This window comes from Streptococcus sp. ALY_208 (assembly GCF_058314295.1).
This window is the reverse complement of record NZ_JBZFUI010000003.1, coordinates 102,669-119,779: the sequence shown is the minus strand read 5'-3', so window position 1 is coordinate 119,779 and position 17,111 is coordinate 102,669. Positions and strand designations below refer to the sequence as shown.

Below are 17,111 nucleotides of genomic sequence, written 5' to 3'. Positions count from 1 at the left end.
TACAAATAAAAGTATCTAGACACTTGTCCAGATACCTAATGGCTCATTACTGTTTTGTAGGAATCGAAATTTCAATCAGTTTTTCAGTATGACTAGATTGAATTTGTCCAGGAATAATGATGTCAGGATCAATTTTACGCTTAAAGAAAAATTCACGAATAGTCTCAATTTCATTATCTTTGATGGCACGGTGACGGTTGGAAATGATAAGCTCATAATGACCAGGCGCTTGAGAGAAAACGACATCACTGTTACCAGCAGAGTAGACTTCAACAAGGGTAGCATCGGTATTAGTTAATTGATTGCGCACTAAGGTGGGGTGGCTGCTAGTTGTATTGATAAGTCTCATAGTAATCTAATCTCCTCTAACTGACGGACCAAGGGCAATCTGTAAAGATAGGTACAATCAAAAATCTTTTCAGCCTGCCTGAGGTATTCCCTTTGATTTATATACAACCATTATAGCACTATTTTTCAAATTGGTTGGGGATCTTTAGTTGTCATGGTCAATTTTCCACTGCTGGATCCCCCACTTATGACTGCCTCTTTTGAGTTTTTCAATCGCTTGATCGATAGGAAACCAGGCTAAATGATTGAAATCTTCCAAGGGTTGACTGATCTGCGTAAAATGAGTGACCTCATAAATATAGGCTGGATTGTAGAAGTAGGTATCACGATGGCTAGAATAAAAGTATTCATCTGCCTGCCCATAGTAAGAACCGATCTGAGCGCTAAAACCAAGCTCTTCAAGCAATTCCCGATTGAGAGCCTGCATGTGATCTTCATTGGCTTCAATCTCACCACCAGGCAGGAACCAAGCACCATTTGGAGCTTGAACTAGAATAATCTCAGTGCGATCCTGATTTGGAATGACCGCATAAACACCATAGCGCTCAACATAGTCTTGTCCTTCCAGTTTTTGACCAAATATAGGTTGCCGATTCATACGAGCACCTCGTTTCTAAAAGTATTATCGTCCCTTTCATTATACCAAACTTTTAGATGAAGGCCAGTGCTCATAAAAAGAAGCTTAAAACCTACTTGGATCTAAGCTTCTTTTTATTTTGTATTAGTTATCAGACTGAGTAATAGAGCTAGTTTCTTTAGGCTCATCAATCGATTTTTCTTCCGCTTTTTTAGCAGCCTTGATCACAATATTGCCATTTGATGTCATGACCGCTTTAAAATTGTGTTCCTGAGGATTTTCAAGGTAAAAATCGGTAATAGCATCTTCGATATGATCTTGAATTGTACGACGTAATGGGCGAGCCCCCATCTTAGGATCGTAACCAAGATCAACTAGTTTTTCCTTGACTTTATCGGTCACTTCCAAGTGAAGAGAATTACTTGCTAAGCGTTTGTTGACATCAGCAAGCATAAGATCAACAATGTGCAGAAGGTTATCCTTGCTGAGAGACTGGAATTCGATAATACCGTCGAAGCGGTTCATAAATTCTGGACTGAAGAAATTGCTCAATTCACCAAGAACAGAGTTAGTCCGTCCCTCACGGGCAGCACCAAAACCAACTGAAGCCTCAACCTTACCAGTACCAGCGTTAGAAGTCATGATGATAATAGTATCTTTGAAGCTGACAGTCCGTCCTTGACCATCAGTCAAACGGCCATCATCCAGTACTTGTAAGAACATATGCATAACATCAGGATGGGCTTTTTCAACTTCATCTAAGAGAATAAGAGAATAAGGATTTCGACGCACTTGCTCGGTTAATTGACCGGCTTCTTCATAACCGACATATCCTGGAGGAGCTCCGACAAGTTTAGCGACAGCGTGTTTCTCCATGTATTCAGACATATCGAAGCGAATCATACTATCTGCAGAACCAAAGAGCTCAATAGCCAATTGTTTAGACAGTTCAGTTTTACCTACACCGGTAGGACCAACGAAGAGGAAACTACCAATTGGTCGATTTGGAGAACCTAGGCCGACCCGATTACGGCGTATTGCCTTGGCAATCTTATCGACAGCATCATCTTGACCAATGACATGAGATTTGAGATCATCAGCCAGGTTGACCAGCTGCGATTGCTCTTTCTCTTTTAATTCACCGACTGGAATATTAGTTTTTTGCTCGATGATGGCTTCAATATGCTTTTCAGTAATAACTGGAATCTCTTGATCAGTCAACTCATGCTGCTGCATTTCTTTATACTTGGCGATTTGATCACGGAAATAAGCTGCCTTTTCAAAGTCTTCATCACGCGTTGCCTGAGCTTTGAGATTTTCTGCCTCAATCAAACGCTTATCGATTTCTTTTGGATCGACAAAATTGAGGGTCAAATTCATCTTAGAACCGGCTTCATCTAGTAGATCGATTGCCTTATCGGGTAAGAAACGATCCTGAATATAGCGGTTGGAAAGAACAGCCGCAGCTTCAATAGCGTCGTCGGTATACTTGACGTGGTGGTAATCCTGGTATTTAGGCTGGATACCACGTAGAATAGTGATCGTCTCTTCCACTGTTGGTTCGTCTACTTTAACTGGCTGCATACGACGTTCAAGCGCCGCATCCTTTTCAATGATACGGTATTCGTTGAGAGTTGTAGCCCCAACCAACTGCAGTTCACCACGTGCTAGAGCAGGCTTCAAGATATTACCGGCGTCCATGCTACCATCACTGGTACCACCTGCACCGACAATTTCATGGATTTCATCAATAAAGAGAATGACATCTCGACGCTGACGAATTTCTTCCATAAGTTTTTGCATCCGCTCTTCAAACTGACCACGAATGCCTGTTCCTTGAACTAGGCTGACGACATCCAGACGAATGACCTGCTTATTCTGCAGTTTCTGTGGCACATTGCCCTCGACAATTTTTTGGGCTAAACCTTCGACTACAGCCGTTTTACCCACACCAGGTTCTCCGATTAGGACAGGATTATTTTTGGTACGGCGATTTAGAATTTCAATAACACGCACGATCTCTTGATCACGTCCAATGACAGGATCAATATTACCCTGACGTGCGATCTCTGTAACATTAATACCGAATTCTTCTAAGAGACCTTGAGGTTGCTTAGGAGCTTCTTGTTGAGGACGCCGTCGGTTACCTTGTCCTCCTCGATTTCCACCATTACCACCAGATCCAGCTTGGGTTGGCGGTGTATTGGGTAAATCTTGGTTGAAAGCACGAAAGTTATTTAAATCTCCGAAAAAGTCATCAAAGAAAGATTCCATAGATTGATTACTTGGATTTTGGTTGATGAGATTTTCAGGATCAGACTTCATAATTTGATAACAGTTTTGGCAAAGATCAATCTGCTTTTGCTGCCCATTAACATTAGTATATAGATGAATGCTAGCATCATTGAGATTACAATTTTGACATAACATAGGAATACCTCCTGAGGATTGACTGGCCTCTATAGTCAATAAAGGTCAAATCTTATGATGTCATTATATCATTCACAGGTTAGAAAGCAAGTAAAAAGATCGGAAAATTAGCAGTCGATAGAAGAGAGTGCTAAAACATCAAGATATGTATAAAATTCAATAAAATCTTGACAAAATTTGATAAAATGCTAATATTTATGTATAAAAATACAAAAACGAGGAAAGAATATGGCTAAGTCATTTTTAAAAGAAGTAGATTTCACCAAAGCAGAGCTGCTAGAGTTAATCGATCAAGCCGCTAAGTTTAAGCAACTAAAAAAGGATAAACAAGTCCACAGGTACCTAGAAGGACTAAATATTGCCCTGATCTTTGAGAAAGCTTCGACCAGAACTCGCTCAGCCTTTACAGTAGCAGGCCAAGATTTAGGAATGCAGGTGACTTACTTAGGTGCAAATGAAATCCAACTAGGCAAAAAAGAATCTGTAAGGGATACGGCTAAAGTCCTAGGTTCTATGTTTGATGGCATTGAGTACCGTGGCTATAAGCAAGACGATGTAGAAGATTTAGCAACCTACTCAGGCGTGCCTGTCTGGAATGGCCTGACGGATATCTGGCACCCGACCCAGATGATCGCAGATTTTCTGACCATAAAAGAAACATTCGGCCATCTGGATGGTTTAAAACTGGTTTATATGGGAGATGGACGCAATAATATGGCCAATTCTCTGTTAGTGACCTCAGCTATTTTGGGAATAGATTGTAAAATTATTGCTCCTGAATCTCTGCAGCCTGAGCAAGCCATCATTGACTTGGCTCATCAGCATAATACAGGCTCCGAGCTAGTTATAACAGATGATGTCGCAGAAGTTAAGGGAGCAGATATTATTTATACTGATGTTTGGGTATCCATGGGAGAAGAGGTCGATTTTAAGGATAGGATCGATCTACTGTTGCCTTATCAGGTTAACCAAGAGTTAATCATGGCTGCTGAAAATCCTGATCTTATCGTCATGCATTGCCTGCCAGCTTTTCACGATACGCAGACGATTATCGGTCAAGAGATCTATGATAAGTATGGCTACAGTGAGCTAGAAATTACAGACCAAGTCTTTCAAAAATATAGTCCCTACATTTTTCAGGAGGCTGAGAACCGTATGCATGCGATCAAGGCTATTATCTATAATTCTTATAAAAGTGATTAAGAGAGGCTAAACGCTTCTGAAATTTACAGATGTTTTAACCTTTCATCTATGACAATAACAGACTTTATGGTAAAATAAAAAAGATTAAAACATATTGGGGCTAGCTTCGTTATAAAAGCTGTGTCTTAGCTAAGGAGAAACGATATGGAATCACATTTGGTGAGAATTATTGATCGTCTTCAATTAATGGCCACTGATGGTAATAATTTGAAGCGTAATTTTGAGCGCGAAGGTGTTGTCGTAGCAGAAGTATCATTTGCTAACGATCCAGAAAATGGACCGGTCTTCACATTGCGTGATGTCAATGCCCGTGAAACATATACATTTGACAGCATTGACCTCATCGCTATGGAAATCTATGATCTTATTTATTAAATAGATAAGCTAGAAATAGTATTCCGACAGACTCTCACAATGAGCATTAGCCATCAAAAGAGAGTCGGACAAAAAACTGTTAACAAGTCTGGACTTTTGTCATGGACTTGTTTTTTATTTTTTATCAATAGTTATTGTATGTTTATACAAATTATGCTAAACTATATACAATAATTCATCCTTATTACTGCTCTTTTGGATGAATATAACTAATCTCTATACCAACTAATGTTTTGGCTTGCATAGAGAGACCATCAGCATAACAAGGGGAATAGTCTAGTGAACTTTGATTTTTCATTTTTACCCAAATATTGGGGTTACTTCAATTACGGCGTTATCGTCACCATTGCCATTTCTATCTGTGTGGTTTTGTTTGGGACCATCCTAGGTGTCTTGGTCGCCTTGGCCAAACGCTCACAGAGCAAGATTTTAAACTGGATCGTTAGTCTTTATGTGTGGGTCTTTCGTGGGACACCAATGGTTGTTCAAATCATGATCGCCTTCTTATGGATGGATTTTAAAAATGCCCCTTCTATTGGATTTGGAACCGTTGAGTTAGACTTTTCACGTTTGATCCCAGGGGTTATCATCCTATCACTGAACAGTGGTGCCTATATTTCTGAGATTGTGCGTGCAGGTATTGAGGCTGTACCAAAAGGTCAGCTGGAAGCTGCCTACTCCCTAGGGATCAAGCCAGCTAAAGCTATGCGCTATGTGGTACTGCCACAAGCATTTAGAAATATTCTTCCAGCCCTAGGCAATGAGTTTATCACTATTATTAAAGACAGTTCCCTGTTGCAAACGATCGGTATTATGGAATTGTGGAATGGAGCACAGTCTGTGATGTCATCCACCTATATTCCGCTTGAGCCCCTCTTGTTTGCTGCATTCTACTACCTCGTATTGACAACAGTTTTGACGGCTGGTCAAAAGGCACTTGAAAATCGCCTTGGGAAAGGACAAAAATAATGACAGAGACCTTAATTTCAATTAAAAATCTGCACAAGTATTTTGGAGACAACCAGGTGCTAAAAGGAATCGACCTGGAGATCAATAAGGGGGAGGTCGTTGTTATTATCGGCCCGTCCGGTTCTGGTAAGTCAACCTTTCTTCGGACAATGAATCTCCTCGAAGTTCCTACTAAGGGTACAGTCAGCTTTGAAGGTGTGGATATTACAGATAAGACTAACGATATTTTCAAGATGCGTGAAAAGATGGGGATGGTTTTTCAACAGTTCAATCTCTTTCCCAATATGACCGTACTAGATAATATCACACTGGCACCAACCAAGGTAAAGGGACAAACTAAGAAGGATGCTGAGGATAAGGCCTATGAATTGCTTGATAAGGTAGGTCTTAGAGATAAGGCAAAGGCTCATCCTGTTTCTCTGTCTGGTGGTCAGCAGCAACGTATCGCGATTGCACGTGGATTAGCTATGGATCCTGATGTCCTTCTCTTTGATGAGCCAACATCAGCCCTCGACCCTGAGATGGTTGGTGAAGTTTTAGCTGTTATGCAAGATTTAGCTAAGTCAGGTATGACGATGGTGATCGTAACCCATGAGATGGGATTTGCTAAGGAAGTAGCGGATCGGGTTATCTTTATGGATGGTGGTAGCATCATTGAACAAGGAAGTCCTGAGCAGGTCTTTGATGAAACCAAGGAAGAGCGGACCAAGGACTTCTTGGGCAAGGTACTATAATTTATGTGTTATAGAGAGTAACTAAGCTAAAGAGTCTGGGACAACAAAATCAAAACCGTGATTGTCTAACGGTTTACTGATTTTTGTCCCAGACTCTTTTTTTGTGTATAATATAAAGACAAAACTAAGGAGAGAGGGTTCTATGACAGCAAAGAAAATGGATGGTAAAGCGCTGGCCCAGAAAATGCAAGATCAGCTGGCTGAAAAAGTAGAGCAGATGGCTACTAATGATGGAGTTGTTCCTGGCTTGGTCGTTATCCTGGTTGGCGATGATCCTGCTAGCCAGGTCTATGTAAGAAACAAGGAGCGTGCCGCTCAAAAAGTGGGCTTTAAAAGCGAGACTCTCCGACTTCCAGAAAGTATTAGCGAGGCAGACTTGCTAGATACTATTAAAGGTTATAATGAGGACGACAGTATCCATGGTATTCTCATCCAACTCCCTCTACCAGCACATATCAATGACAAAAAAGTTATTTTGGCAGTTGACCCAGACAAGGACGTCGATGGTTTTCACCCCATGAATACAGGACATCTATGGTCTGGACGGCCGATCATGGTACCTTGTACTCCAGCTGGCATCATAGCCTTGCTAGAGGAATACCAGGTAGCTATCGAAGGCAAGCGTGCCGTGATCATTGGACGTTCCAATATTGTTGGTAAACCCATGGCACAGCTCTTACTAGACAAGCATGCAACTGTGACTTTGACCCATTCACGCTCGCAGAATCTAGAGGATGTTTGTCGCCAAGCCGATATCTTGATCGTAGCGATCGGCCGTGGTCATTATGTGACTGAAAATTTTGTCAAGCCAGGAGCTGTTGTGATTGACGTCGGTATGAATCGCAATCAGGATGGTAAACTTATTGGCGATGTTGACTTTGATGCAGTTTCAAAGATTGCCAGCTTTATAACACCAGTACCTGGAGGTGTCGGGCCTATGACGATCACTATGCTTCTGGAGCAGACCTACCAAGCAGCCAAGAGACGTATGGAACAATGAAAATAGATGATACAATTCTAAAAAGAGTGATTCAGCCTCGACAAGTAAAGAGCCACAAAGGAAGCTATGGTCGAGTCCTCCTAATTGGTGGATTTTATCCTTACAGTGGTGCCATTATCATGGCAGCGCTGGCAACAGTAAATAGTGGAGCAGGTCTAGTCACCGTTGCAACACAGCCCCAGACAATACCATCCCTACATGCTCTACTGCCTGAGGCTATGGCTTTTGACGCTGAAGATAGAGAGCGCCTAGAGAAACAGATTCGTCAAGCTGATGTCCTCCTAGTCGGACCAGGATTGGGTGAAGCAGACCTTGCCCATCAGGTTTTAAACACTGTCATAAATGAGGTAGACACTCACCAGAGTCTCGTTCTTGACGGATCTGCTCTCAATATGATTGCGCATCAAAGTATGGATAAATGGCCCAGCTCCAATCTGATCTTAACCCCTCATCAAAAGGAATGGGAGCGCTTATCAGGCCTGGCGATAGATCAGCAAACCCCACTTGCCAACCAGCAAGCTCTAGAGGCTTTTCCGCCAGAGACTATCTTAGTCGCTAAGTCTCATCATACCAGTCTCTACCAGCTGGGAAATCCTCAAGCAACTATTACAGTTGGCGGTCCCTACCAAGCAACAGGAGGCATGGGGGATACCTTAGCAGGGATGATAGCTGGTTTTCTAGCCCAGTTTACCAATAATACATTTGAAAGTGTTGCAGCTGCAACCTATCTACACTCAGCTATCGCTCAGGATCTATCAAAGGATCACTACGTCGTTCTACCAACTCAGATCAGCCATGAAATTACCAGATGGATGAAGGACTATAGCCAGCTGTCATAGACTAAATATGAGGGCTTTTAGGATCAAAACAATCAGATAAGCCATCATCACAAAGGGAAGGAAGGCCAAGGGCCCTTTCTTTTTTTGGATAAATAAAACGATAATTCCTATCAAACTAGCCACCTCCACAACCCAAAGCAATTCTCTAAAAGGGACAAAGAACCCCATTAAACCGAGATAATAAAAGTCTCCAGATCCTATGCCTAAGGGCAGCAGCTGACTCAAAAGCGCTAAGAGCAGTAAAGCTATACTGAGTACCTGCCAAGGCGTAAAGAAGCCGACTCCCAAAATAGCTAAGAGAATCAGGATAAAAGGATAGGCATGCTCTCTTAAATCATAGAGACTCAGTACTAATCCAAGGCCGAGCAAAAAGACCTGATACCACTCCAAAAAGTCCAGCCATCCTAGGCAAAAAAGCCATCCCATAACTCCTTCTAAAAGACTATAGGAAACAGGAAATTTATGATGGCAGTAACGGCATTGAAAATGGTTAGCACACGCAGATAAAATAGGAATAAGATCTAGGGGAGCTAACCTATGTTGACAGTAGTCGCAGTGACTGGCAGGTGTCACGATGGAATGCTCAGGAAAACGATCAACTAAGACCCCGCTAAAAGATCCTAAACTAGCGCCGAAGAAAAATATTAAAATGATAGCCATACTTATTTATCCGCAAATGGATTTTTCCTTGCAATATTTTTTTGCTTTGCTACAATAAGGGTGGAATTATTTATAATGATTCTAAATAAGAAGACCTTTTCAAACAGTAGGTTTCGATCTACTGAGCTTATAATCTAATGGAGGATTAACGATGACTGAAGAAGTAATTTTAGCTAACTTGCAAAATACAGATCTAGCAACGAACGATGCTTATGCTAAAACAAAAGCTGTTTTAAACCAATCGGTAGCTGATCTGTCTAAGGCTCTGTCTATTGTCCACCAAGTTCACTGGTATATGCGAGGCTCAGGATTTTACTACCTACACCCTAAAATGGATGACTTGATGGATGCTCTGAATGATCACCTCGATGAAATTAGTGAGCGCTTGATCACTATTGGTGGTGCTCCATATTCGACACTCAAAGAGTTTGACCAAGCATCAAACCTCGAGGAGCAAGTTGGCTCATTCGATAAGACAATGTCTGAAAACTTAACTCGTGTCGTTGACGTTTACAAATACTTGTCAAATCTCTATCAAGTCGGCTTAGATATTACAGATGAAGAAGGCGATGCCCCATCCAATGATATCTTTACAGCAGCACAAGCAGAAGCACAAAAGACCATCTGGATGCTTCAGGCAGAAATCGGCCAAGCACCAGGTTTATAAGATAATAAAAGGGCAGATGTCAGATCTGCTCTTTTTTGCTGCCAAGAAAAGTAAAAATGAGACTGTTGAAAACGGTCTCATAATTTGTTACAATCAAGGTCATGAAAACCCTATATGATGTTCAACAACTACTAAAAGGCTTTGGTATCATCGTTTATCTGGGCAAGCGGCTCTACGATATTGAAATGATGAAAATTGAGCTAGAAAGGCTCTATCAGGGAGGCTTGCTAGATCAGACAGACTACTTGGAAGCCGAGTTGATATTGAGACGTGAGCACAGACTGGAATTAAGAAGAAGTAAGGAGTGAAGACAAAAATGTCAAAAAAATTACTGGGGATTGATCTAGGTGGAACAACGATCAAGTTTGGTATCGTCAGTCAAGCTGGTGAAATTCAGGAGAAATGGGCGATTGAAACCAATATCTTAGAAGGCGGACGCCATATTCTGCCAGATATTATTGCCTCGATCAAGCACCGTTTAGACCTCTATCAGATGACAGCACAAGACTTTGTTGGCATTGGCATGGGTTCACCTGGTGCAGTAGACCGTAAGGCCAAGACAGTCACAGGTGCTTTTAATCTCAACTGGTCTGAGCTCCAAGAGGTCGGTGCCAAGATTGAAGCAGAAATAGGCATCCCCTTTGCTATCGATAATGATGCCAATGTAGCTGCTCTTGGTGAAGCCTGGACAGGTGCTGGTGGCAATCAGCCAGATGTGATCTTGATGACCTTGGGAACAGGTGTAGGTGGTGGAATTATTGCAGATGGTCACTTAATTCATGGTGTGGCTGGTGCAGCTGGCGAAATCGGCCATATCAATGTCGAACCAGAGGGTGGTTTCGAGTGTACTTGTGGTAACAAGGGCTGCCTAGAAACGGTGGCTTCTGCGACAGGTATTGTGCGTGTGGCACGCCAACTAGCAGAGAGCTACGCCGGAGATTCCCCTATCAAGCAGGCTATTGATAATGGAGAGACAATTAGCAGCAAAGAGATTTTCCAAGCTGCTGAGAAGGGAGATCTTCTTGCAGACAGGGTCGTTGAGAAAGTTAGTTTTTATCTGGGCTTGGCAGCTGCCAATCTCAGTAATACCCTCAATCCGTCTGCTCTTGTATTAGGAGGTGGTGTATCGGCTGCTGGTGAATTCTTGCGCAGTCGTGTAGAATCTTACTTCTTACAGTTTGCCTTTCCAGCTGTTAAGACCTCAACAAAAATTAAAATTGCTGAGCTAGGTAATGATGCCGGTATCATCGGTGCGGCTAGCCTAGCCCGTCAATTAAACGCTTAAAGGAGTTATTGGAGCTATGTCATCACAAGTGATTAATTGGATTTTGACCATTCTCATCATTCTAGCTTTTATTGGCTGGGCGCTTTGGCGTTATTTATCAATCCGTCGTGCCGCTAAATTTATCGATAATGATGAGTTTAAAACACTCATGCATCAAGGACAGGTCATTGATATCCGCAGCAGTGCACAATTTCATGATAAGCATATCCTAGGAGCTAGGAACTTCCAAATGACCCAGTTCAAAGAGTCACTTTCAGCCCTGCGCAAGGACAGACCTGTTCTAATTTATGATAATGTTCGCACCCAAGGAATTCCAAAAGCTGTTACGCTCTTAAAAAAAGGCGGGCTTTAGAGATATTTATGTCCTGGAATCGGGGTTTGAAAATTGGGACGGCAGGACCAAGTAGTTCTGCTAAAATCTCCCTAATTTTTTAACTTATAAATGTCTTGAGTTTTGCATCTTGTCAGAATTTAGCAGTTATGCTATTATAGACAGGTAGCCGCTATAGTTAAATGGTATAATAGAGCAATGGTAATGCTCCGTTCCGAGTTCGATTCTCGGTGGTGGCAGTAAGTAAGATCTGGTAATCACGGGTTACTAGATTTTTTTGTATCAAGAGGAGATAGGCATGAATTTCGATCAACAATTTTTAAAAGACTTTGAAGAATGGATCAATACCCAAGTGACAGTCAATCAGGCAGCCATGGAAGCTAGTAAAAAGGTTTGGGATGAGGACAAAGACCAACGTGCCAAAGATGCCATGGTCCGCTATGAAAGCCGCCTAGATGCTTATGAATTTATCCAAGGGAAGTTTGCCAACTACCATCAAGGCAAGGGCTTCCACGATCTTCCAGATGGACTTTTTGGTGAAAAACGATACTAAATGAAAAGAGCCAAGCTAAAAACATCCATTTTTTAGATCAATAGCCTTGAAAAAGCCCTAGTTATCGCATTTTCTCTGCTTAAAACTATTTATTTTTTGATAAGAAACTGCTATACTAGGGAAGTAAATAAAAGTTTTTTGGAGAAAGACATGTCTAAGAAGAAAAATCGCAAAAAAGCATTGAAATTACAAATGAAGCGCCAAGGTCTGCTTAAATCAACAGCACCTGTAGCTCAGCCAGCTCCTGCCCCTAAGGCTGCTCCTCAGCAAGATCTTGCCCCTAAAGCTACTGCAGGTTCATTGGATGAGTTTGCTGCTTCAACAGCCGTTGCTGATATCCGTGCCAACCTTGTAGAAACTCTCTATGAAGCAGGAATCACATCAGCAGCTGATTTTGCGAACTGGACTGAAAAAGACCTGCTTGGTCTCAAGGGTATCGGGCCAGCAACAGTCAAGAAATTGCAAGAAAACGGCGTTAGCTTCAAAGCCTAAAAGAAGCCCCCTATCAGAGGAGTAAGAGCAGGTATCTGTCACAGAGAGCGGTAGCCGTTGAGAAATCCGTACAGATAGCTCTTGCGGGTTGCTGATAGATCACAACTGTATAATTAAGCTGCAGAAAAAGACTGGCTCTATCAGCTCGTTTTTTCTGAATGTGGGTGGTACCGCGGATTATAGATTCGTCCCTGTCTAACTAATGTTAGGCAGGGATTTTTATATAGGTCGCTGAGCCGTTAAGCCCTTCAAAGAGAAATAAGTGGTCTGACACAGTCCACTAACCAAACAGAAACTGCTATTGTAGGAGGTGATTATGGACCCAAAAAAGATACTCGACACTACCCGTCGCTATGTCAGAGAGCGCCTAGAAGGTGAGGGAAGCGGTCATGACTGGTGGCATATTGCGCGTGTTACTAAGACTGCTCTGACTATTGGGCGTGCTGAGCATGCTGACCTCTTCATCGTTGAGATGGGAGCGCTGCTACATGACATGGCTGACAGCAAGCTCTTTGATGAAGGCAAAGCTCTGTCTGAGGTTGAGAATTTTCTAACTGAGCAAGGATTATCACCAGTCCAAATCACTGAAATCACCAGTATCATGACAGGGATTTCCTATAAGGGAGGGCACAACACCGTCCAGCTTTCCCTAGAAGGTCAGGTTGTTCAAGATGCCGATCGTCTCGATGCTATCGGCGCTATCGGCATTGCCAGAACCATGGCTTATTCGGGCCATAAAGGCCGATTGATTCACGACCCGACTATGGCACCTCGAGAAAACCTGACCTTAGAGGATTACCGCAAGGGCGAGGACACCGCCATCATGCACTTCTACGAAAAGCTCCTCAAACTCAAAGACCTCATGAATACAGCTGAGGGGAAACGCCTAGCCCAAGGTCGCCACGAATTTATGGAAAGCTACCTCCAGCAGTTTTATGCTGAATGGGAAGGGGAGAAATAAGAAGGAGAGTTAGAAACTTATGCAAATTTTGCACAGGTTGAACTGTTCGAAAAAATCGAACAGTTGAATACTATATGTGAGAAGAAAATGGATATGTCATGAGAAAAAGTATGAAGTTTTTAAATAGATTTTTTAAAAAAAGAGTTGAAAAAGTCACTTCATTCAATGATGTAAGTCGTGGTTCATCAATAAGATTATTTTTAGATGTCCCTTATTCTGAAAAAGATGAAGCTAAGAAATTAGGAGCTAAATGGAATGGAGTAACCAAAAAATGGTATACAGATGTAGAAAGAGAAGATTATATAAAATTCTCTAAATGGCTCTTAAACCATAGTGATGATGTAATTATTGCCATAGACTATCTACACATTATTGAAGGGCAAAGCCATTGTTGGAAATGCAAAAGCTTAACTACTGTTGTTGGATTAGGGATTGGTGAATATATACATATATATGGAGAGCCTGATGATGCAGAATTTGAAATTGTTGAAAATTCTGCCATGTCAGGTGAAGAAATTCATCTTTCCTGGTCAGATAACGAAAAAAATATTCCCCCTAAGATTTTAGATTATTTGAAGAAGAATTATTTTGTAAAAACGATGTATTCCAAAACAATGGGCGAGAAATGTTTGGCTAACTATTGCCAACATTGTGGGGCTTTACAAGGAAATTATTTTTTATTTACCGAACCAGATAGTGTCTTATCTTCTTGTGTAGATGGAAATGAGCTGATACAAAGAATGAGTAAATTAAAAATAAAACTAATTCCGATAGAAGACGATTTAATATTAAATTGGGACATAGGATTATGCGATAATGATTTTGCTTATCTAGAATATGGCATAGTAGAAGAATTGGTTTTGTCTACAGAGACAGATAATGAATTTGTTTCATATGAAGAACTTTATAAAATATCGGAATAATAAAAGGAGAATAATTAATGTCAAAACAACTTTCACCAAAATACAATCCAGCTGAGGTTGAGGCTGGGCGTTACCAAACTTGGTTAGACCAAGATGTTTTCAAGCCGTCTGGCGATAAGAAAGCACACCCTTACTCAATCGTGATTCCGCCGCCAAATGTGACGGGTAAACTGCACCTGGGTCATGCTTGGGATACCACGCTTCAAGATATCATCATCCGTCAGAAGCGCATGCAGGGCTTTGATACCCTTTGGCTGCCTGGCATGGATCATGCGGGTATTGCCACTCAGGCCAAGGTCGAAGCTCGTTTGGCTGACGAAGGCGTGTCTCGCTACGACCTCGGTCGTGAGAAATTCTTGGACAAGGTCTGGGAATGGAAGGACGAATATGCCGCAACCATCAAGGAGCAGTGGGGGAAGATGGGGATTTCTGTCGATTACTCACGTGAGCGCTTCACCCTTGATGAAGGCCTGTCAAAGGCTGTTCGTAAGGTCTTCGTTGAGCTTTATAAAAAAGGCTGGATCTACCGTGGTGAGTTCATCATCAACTGGGATCCCAAAGCTCGTACGGCTCTGTCTGACATCGAGGTTATCCACAAGGATGTCGAAGGCGCCTTCTACCACATGAACTACATGCTGGAAGATGGTTCACGCGCCCTTGAGGTCGCAACCACCCGTCCAGAAACCATGTTTGGGGATACAGCTGTCGCAGTCAATCCTGAAGACCCGCGTTACAAAGACCTGATTGGACAAAATGTTATCCTGCCAATCGTTAATAAGCCAATCCCAATCGTGGCTGATGAACACGCTGATCCTGAGTTTGGAACCGGTGTCGTTAAAATTACGCCTGCTCATGACCCTAACGATTTCTTGGTTGGTCAGCGCCACAATCTGCCTCAAGTCAATGTCATGAATGACGACGGTACTATGAATAAACTGGCTGGTGAATTTGTCGGCATGGATCGCTTCCAAGCCCGCAAGGCTACGGTTGCTAAATTAGAAGAAATCGGTGCCCTTGTCAAAGTCGAAAAAATGACCCACTCAGTCGGTCACTCAGAGCGTACTGGTGTTATGGTTGAACCTCGCCTGTCTACTCAATGGTTTGTCAAAATGGATCAGCTGGCTAAAAATGCCATTGCCAACCAAGATACAGATGATCGTGTGGACTTCTATCCGCCACGTTTCAATGATACCTTCCTCCAATGGATGGAAAACGTCCACGACTGGGTTATCTCCCGTCAGCTCTGGTGGGGCCACCAAATCCCTGCTTGGTACAATGCTGATGGCGAGATGTATGTCGGAGAAGAAGCACCGGAAGGTGACGGCTGGACACAAGACGAAGATGTCCTTGATACTTGGTTCAGCTCGGCTCTCTGGCCCTTCTCAACCATGGGCTGGCCTGATACTGATAGTGAAGACTTCAAACGCTATTTCCCAACGTCAACCCTTGTCACAGGTTATGACATCATCTTCTTCTGGGTGTCCCGCATGATTTTCCAATCCTTGGAATTCACTGGCCGCCAGCCTTTCAAGAATGTCCTCATCCACGGTCTTATTCGCGATGAGCAGGGACGTAAGATGTCCAAATCCCTCGGAAACGGTATCGACCCCATGGATGTTGTCGATAAATACGGTGCCGATGCCCTGCGCTGGTTCCTCTCAAACGGCTCTGCGCCGGGGCAAGACGTCCGCTTCTCTTACGAAAAAATGGATGCTGCCTGGAACTTCATTAACAAAATCTGGAACATTTCCCGCTACATCCTTATGAACAATGAAGGTTTGACTTTGGACCAAGCGACAGCTAATGTCGATAAGGTTGCTGCGGGGACAGCAGGAAATGTCACGGACAAATGGATTCTCCACAACCTCAATGAGACCATTGGCAAGGTTACGGAAAACTTTGACAAGTTTGAGTTTGGAGTGGCTGGTCATCTCCTCTATAACTTCATCTGGGATGAATTCGCCGACTGGTACGTGGAGTTGACCAAGGAAGTCCTCTACAGTGACAATGAAGACGAAAAAATCATCACGCGCTCAGTCCTCCTCTACACACTGGACAAGATCCTGCGTCTGCTGCATCCAATCATGCCGTTTGTGACGGAAGAAATCTTTGGACAATATGCAGATGGCTCAATCGTGACAGCAGCCTATCCAACGGTTAATCCTGCTTTTGAAAATGAGGCTGCGCATAAAGGCGTGGAGAGTCTCAAAGACCTGATCCGTTCAGTGCGAAATAGCAGAGCCGAAGTCAACGTGGCACCAAGCAAACCAATCACTATCCTTGTCAAAACCAGCGACAGCGACTTGGAAAGCTTCTTCAATGCTAATGTCAACTATATCAAACGCTTCACCAATCCTGAAAAACTTGAAGTCAGCTCAACCCTTGAAATACCGGACCTTGCCATGTCAGCGGTCATCACAGGTGCTGAAATCTTCCTGCCGCTGGCAGATCTTCTCAACGTTGAGGAAGAACTGACCCGCCTCAATAAAGAGTTAGCCAAATGGCAGAAAGAACTGGACATGGTCGGCAAAAAACTCAGCAACGAAAAATTCGTCGCCAACGCCAAACCCGAAATCGTCCAAAAAGAGCGCGACAAACAAACCGACTACCAAGCCAAATATGATGCGACAGTAGAGCGGATTAAAGAGATGGAGAAGCTTGAAAAATAAGATTTGCTTATCACCCATCAACCCCATGTTCAAAATGAGCATGGGGTTTTAATTGATGATATAAAAAATAGTGGGTCATCAGTAAGAAAAGAAAT

The 17,111-nt window shown here is 42.6% G+C and carries 18 protein-coding genes, 1 tRNA gene and 1 pseudogene; 16 read left to right on the top strand and 4 right to left on the bottom strand.

The features are described from left to right. Positions 1–46: 46 nt before the first annotated feature. The 3 genes from AC4HAI_RS04100 to AC4HAI_RS04090 form a co-directional block, all read right to left on the bottom strand. The gene (locus AC4HAI_RS04100) at positions 47–349 is read right to left on the bottom strand and encodes a DUF1827 family protein (protein WP_491078785.1); all 303 of its coding nucleotides are present in this window, start codon (positions 347–349) and stop codon (positions 47–49) included. 144 nt (positions 350–493) lie between these two features. Then, positions 494–946, bottom strand: a complete 453-nt coding sequence (locus tag AC4HAI_RS04095) for an NUDIX hydrolase (protein ID WP_491078786.1) — start codon at positions 944–946, stop codon at positions 494–496. A 123-nt stretch (positions 947–1,069) separates the two neighbouring features. Beyond that, positions 1,070–3,355: an ATP-dependent Clp protease ATP-binding subunit gene (locus AC4HAI_RS04090; protein WP_491078787.1), complete on the bottom strand. Its 2,286-nt coding sequence runs from the start codon at positions 3,353–3,355 to the stop codon at positions 1,070–1,072. A gap of 228 nt (positions 3,356–3,583) precedes the next feature. On the opposite strand from AC4HAI_RS04090, the gene argF reads away from it, so the two are divergent. The 6 genes from argF to AC4HAI_RS04060 all read left to right on the top strand — a co-directional run bounded on the left by argF (position 3,584) and on the right by AC4HAI_RS04060 (position 8,475). Further along, on the top strand, positions 3,584–4,558 hold the full coding sequence (argF, locus tag AC4HAI_RS04085; protein ID WP_491110545.1) for an ornithine carbamoyltransferase: 975 nt from the start codon (positions 3,584–3,586) through the stop codon (positions 4,556–4,558). Between the two features lie 144 nt (positions 4,559–4,702). Then, complete coding sequence (locus AC4HAI_RS04080; RefSeq protein ID WP_491078789.1) at positions 4,703–4,933, top strand: YkuJ family protein; 231 nt, start codon at positions 4,703–4,705, stop codon at positions 4,931–4,933. A gap of 279 nt (positions 4,934–5,212) precedes the next feature. Beyond that, on the top strand, positions 5,213–5,902 hold the full coding sequence (locus AC4HAI_RS04075; protein ID WP_491078790.1) for an amino acid ABC transporter permease: 690 nt from the start codon (positions 5,213–5,215) through the stop codon (positions 5,900–5,902). Beyond that, positions 5,902–6,636 carry an amino acid ABC transporter ATP-binding protein gene (locus tag AC4HAI_RS04070; protein ID WP_491078791.1) on the top strand — a complete coding sequence of 245 codons (735 nt, stop codon included), beginning with the start codon at positions 5,902–5,904 and terminating at the stop codon, positions 6,634–6,636. Before AC4HAI_RS04075 ends, AC4HAI_RS04070 begins: the two co-directional genes overlap by 1 nt. A gap of 142 nt (positions 6,637–6,778) precedes the next feature. Then, complete coding sequence (locus tag AC4HAI_RS04065; protein ID WP_491078792.1) at positions 6,779–7,636, top strand: bifunctional methylenetetrahydrofolate dehydrogenase/methenyltetrahydrofolate cyclohydrolase; 858 nt, start codon at positions 6,779–6,781, stop codon at positions 7,634–7,636. After that, positions 7,633–8,475, top strand: a complete 843-nt coding sequence (locus AC4HAI_RS04060) for an NAD(P)H-hydrate dehydratase (protein WP_491110544.1) — start codon at positions 7,633–7,635, stop codon at positions 8,473–8,475. The genes AC4HAI_RS04065 and AC4HAI_RS04060 overlap by 4 nt, the downstream gene beginning before the upstream one ends. On the opposite strand, the gene AC4HAI_RS04055 is transcribed toward AC4HAI_RS04060, so the two are convergent. Next, entirely contained in the window at positions 8,470–9,135 is a 666-nt protein-coding gene (locus AC4HAI_RS04055; protein ID WP_491110543.1) for a prepilin peptidase, read from the bottom strand. The two genes, AC4HAI_RS04060 and AC4HAI_RS04055, sit on opposite strands and share 6 nt — an antisense overlap. A gap of 151 nt (positions 9,136–9,286) precedes the next feature. Between AC4HAI_RS04055 and AC4HAI_RS04050 the strand changes: the two genes are divergently transcribed. The 10 genes and pseudogenes from AC4HAI_RS04050 to AC4HAI_RS04005 all read left to right on the top strand — a co-directional run bounded on the left by AC4HAI_RS04050 (position 9,287) and on the right by AC4HAI_RS04005 (position 17,016). Beyond that, positions 9,287–9,802: a Dps family protein gene (locus AC4HAI_RS04050; RefSeq protein WP_491078795.1), complete on the top strand. Its 516-nt coding sequence runs from the start codon at positions 9,287–9,289 to the stop codon at positions 9,800–9,802. A gap of 101 nt (positions 9,803–9,903) precedes the next feature. Next, positions 9,904–10,110 (top strand): YqgQ family protein, encoded by a 207-nt coding sequence (locus tag AC4HAI_RS04045; RefSeq protein ID WP_491078796.1) that lies wholly within the window; start codon positions 9,904–9,906, stop codon positions 10,108–10,110. Positions 10,111–10,118: 8 nt separating this feature from the next. Further along, positions 10,119–11,087: an ROK family glucokinase gene (locus AC4HAI_RS04040; protein ID WP_491078797.1), complete on the top strand. Its 969-nt coding sequence runs from the start codon at positions 10,119–10,121 to the stop codon at positions 11,085–11,087. Positions 11,088–11,103: 16 nt separating this feature from the next. Next, positions 11,104–11,494 (top strand): annotated as a pseudogene (locus AC4HAI_RS04035) (rhodanese-like domain-containing protein). Positions 11,495–11,586: 92 nt separating this feature from the next. After that, a tRNA-Thr gene (locus AC4HAI_RS04030) sits at positions 11,587–11,657 on the top strand. 59 nt (positions 11,658–11,716) lie between these two features. Continuing rightward, on the top strand, positions 11,717–11,971 hold the full coding sequence (locus tag AC4HAI_RS04025) for a DUF1912 family protein (protein ID WP_491110541.1): 255 nt from the start codon (positions 11,717–11,719) through the stop codon (positions 11,969–11,971). A gap of 150 nt (positions 11,972–12,121) precedes the next feature. Next, a complete protein-coding gene (locus AC4HAI_RS04020) occupies positions 12,122–12,463 on the top strand; it encodes a helix-hairpin-helix domain-containing protein (protein WP_491078800.1) in 342 nt (113 codons plus the stop codon). A 316-nt stretch (positions 12,464–12,779) separates the two neighbouring features. Further along, positions 12,780–13,424: an HD domain-containing protein gene (locus AC4HAI_RS04015; RefSeq protein WP_491110539.1), complete on the top strand. Its 645-nt coding sequence runs from the start codon at positions 12,780–12,782 to the stop codon at positions 13,422–13,424. Positions 13,425–13,534: 110 nt separating this feature from the next. Further along, on the top strand, positions 13,535–14,347 hold the full coding sequence (locus AC4HAI_RS04010; RefSeq protein ID WP_491110537.1) for a DUF5710 domain-containing protein: 813 nt from the start codon (positions 13,535–13,537) through the stop codon (positions 14,345–14,347). A gap of 17 nt (positions 14,348–14,364) precedes the next feature. Then, positions 14,365–17,016 carry a valine--tRNA ligase gene (locus AC4HAI_RS04005; RefSeq protein WP_491110536.1) on the top strand — a complete coding sequence of 884 codons (2,652 nt, stop codon included), beginning with the start codon at positions 14,365–14,367 and terminating at the stop codon, positions 17,014–17,016. Positions 17,017–17,111: the final 95 nt, after the last annotated feature.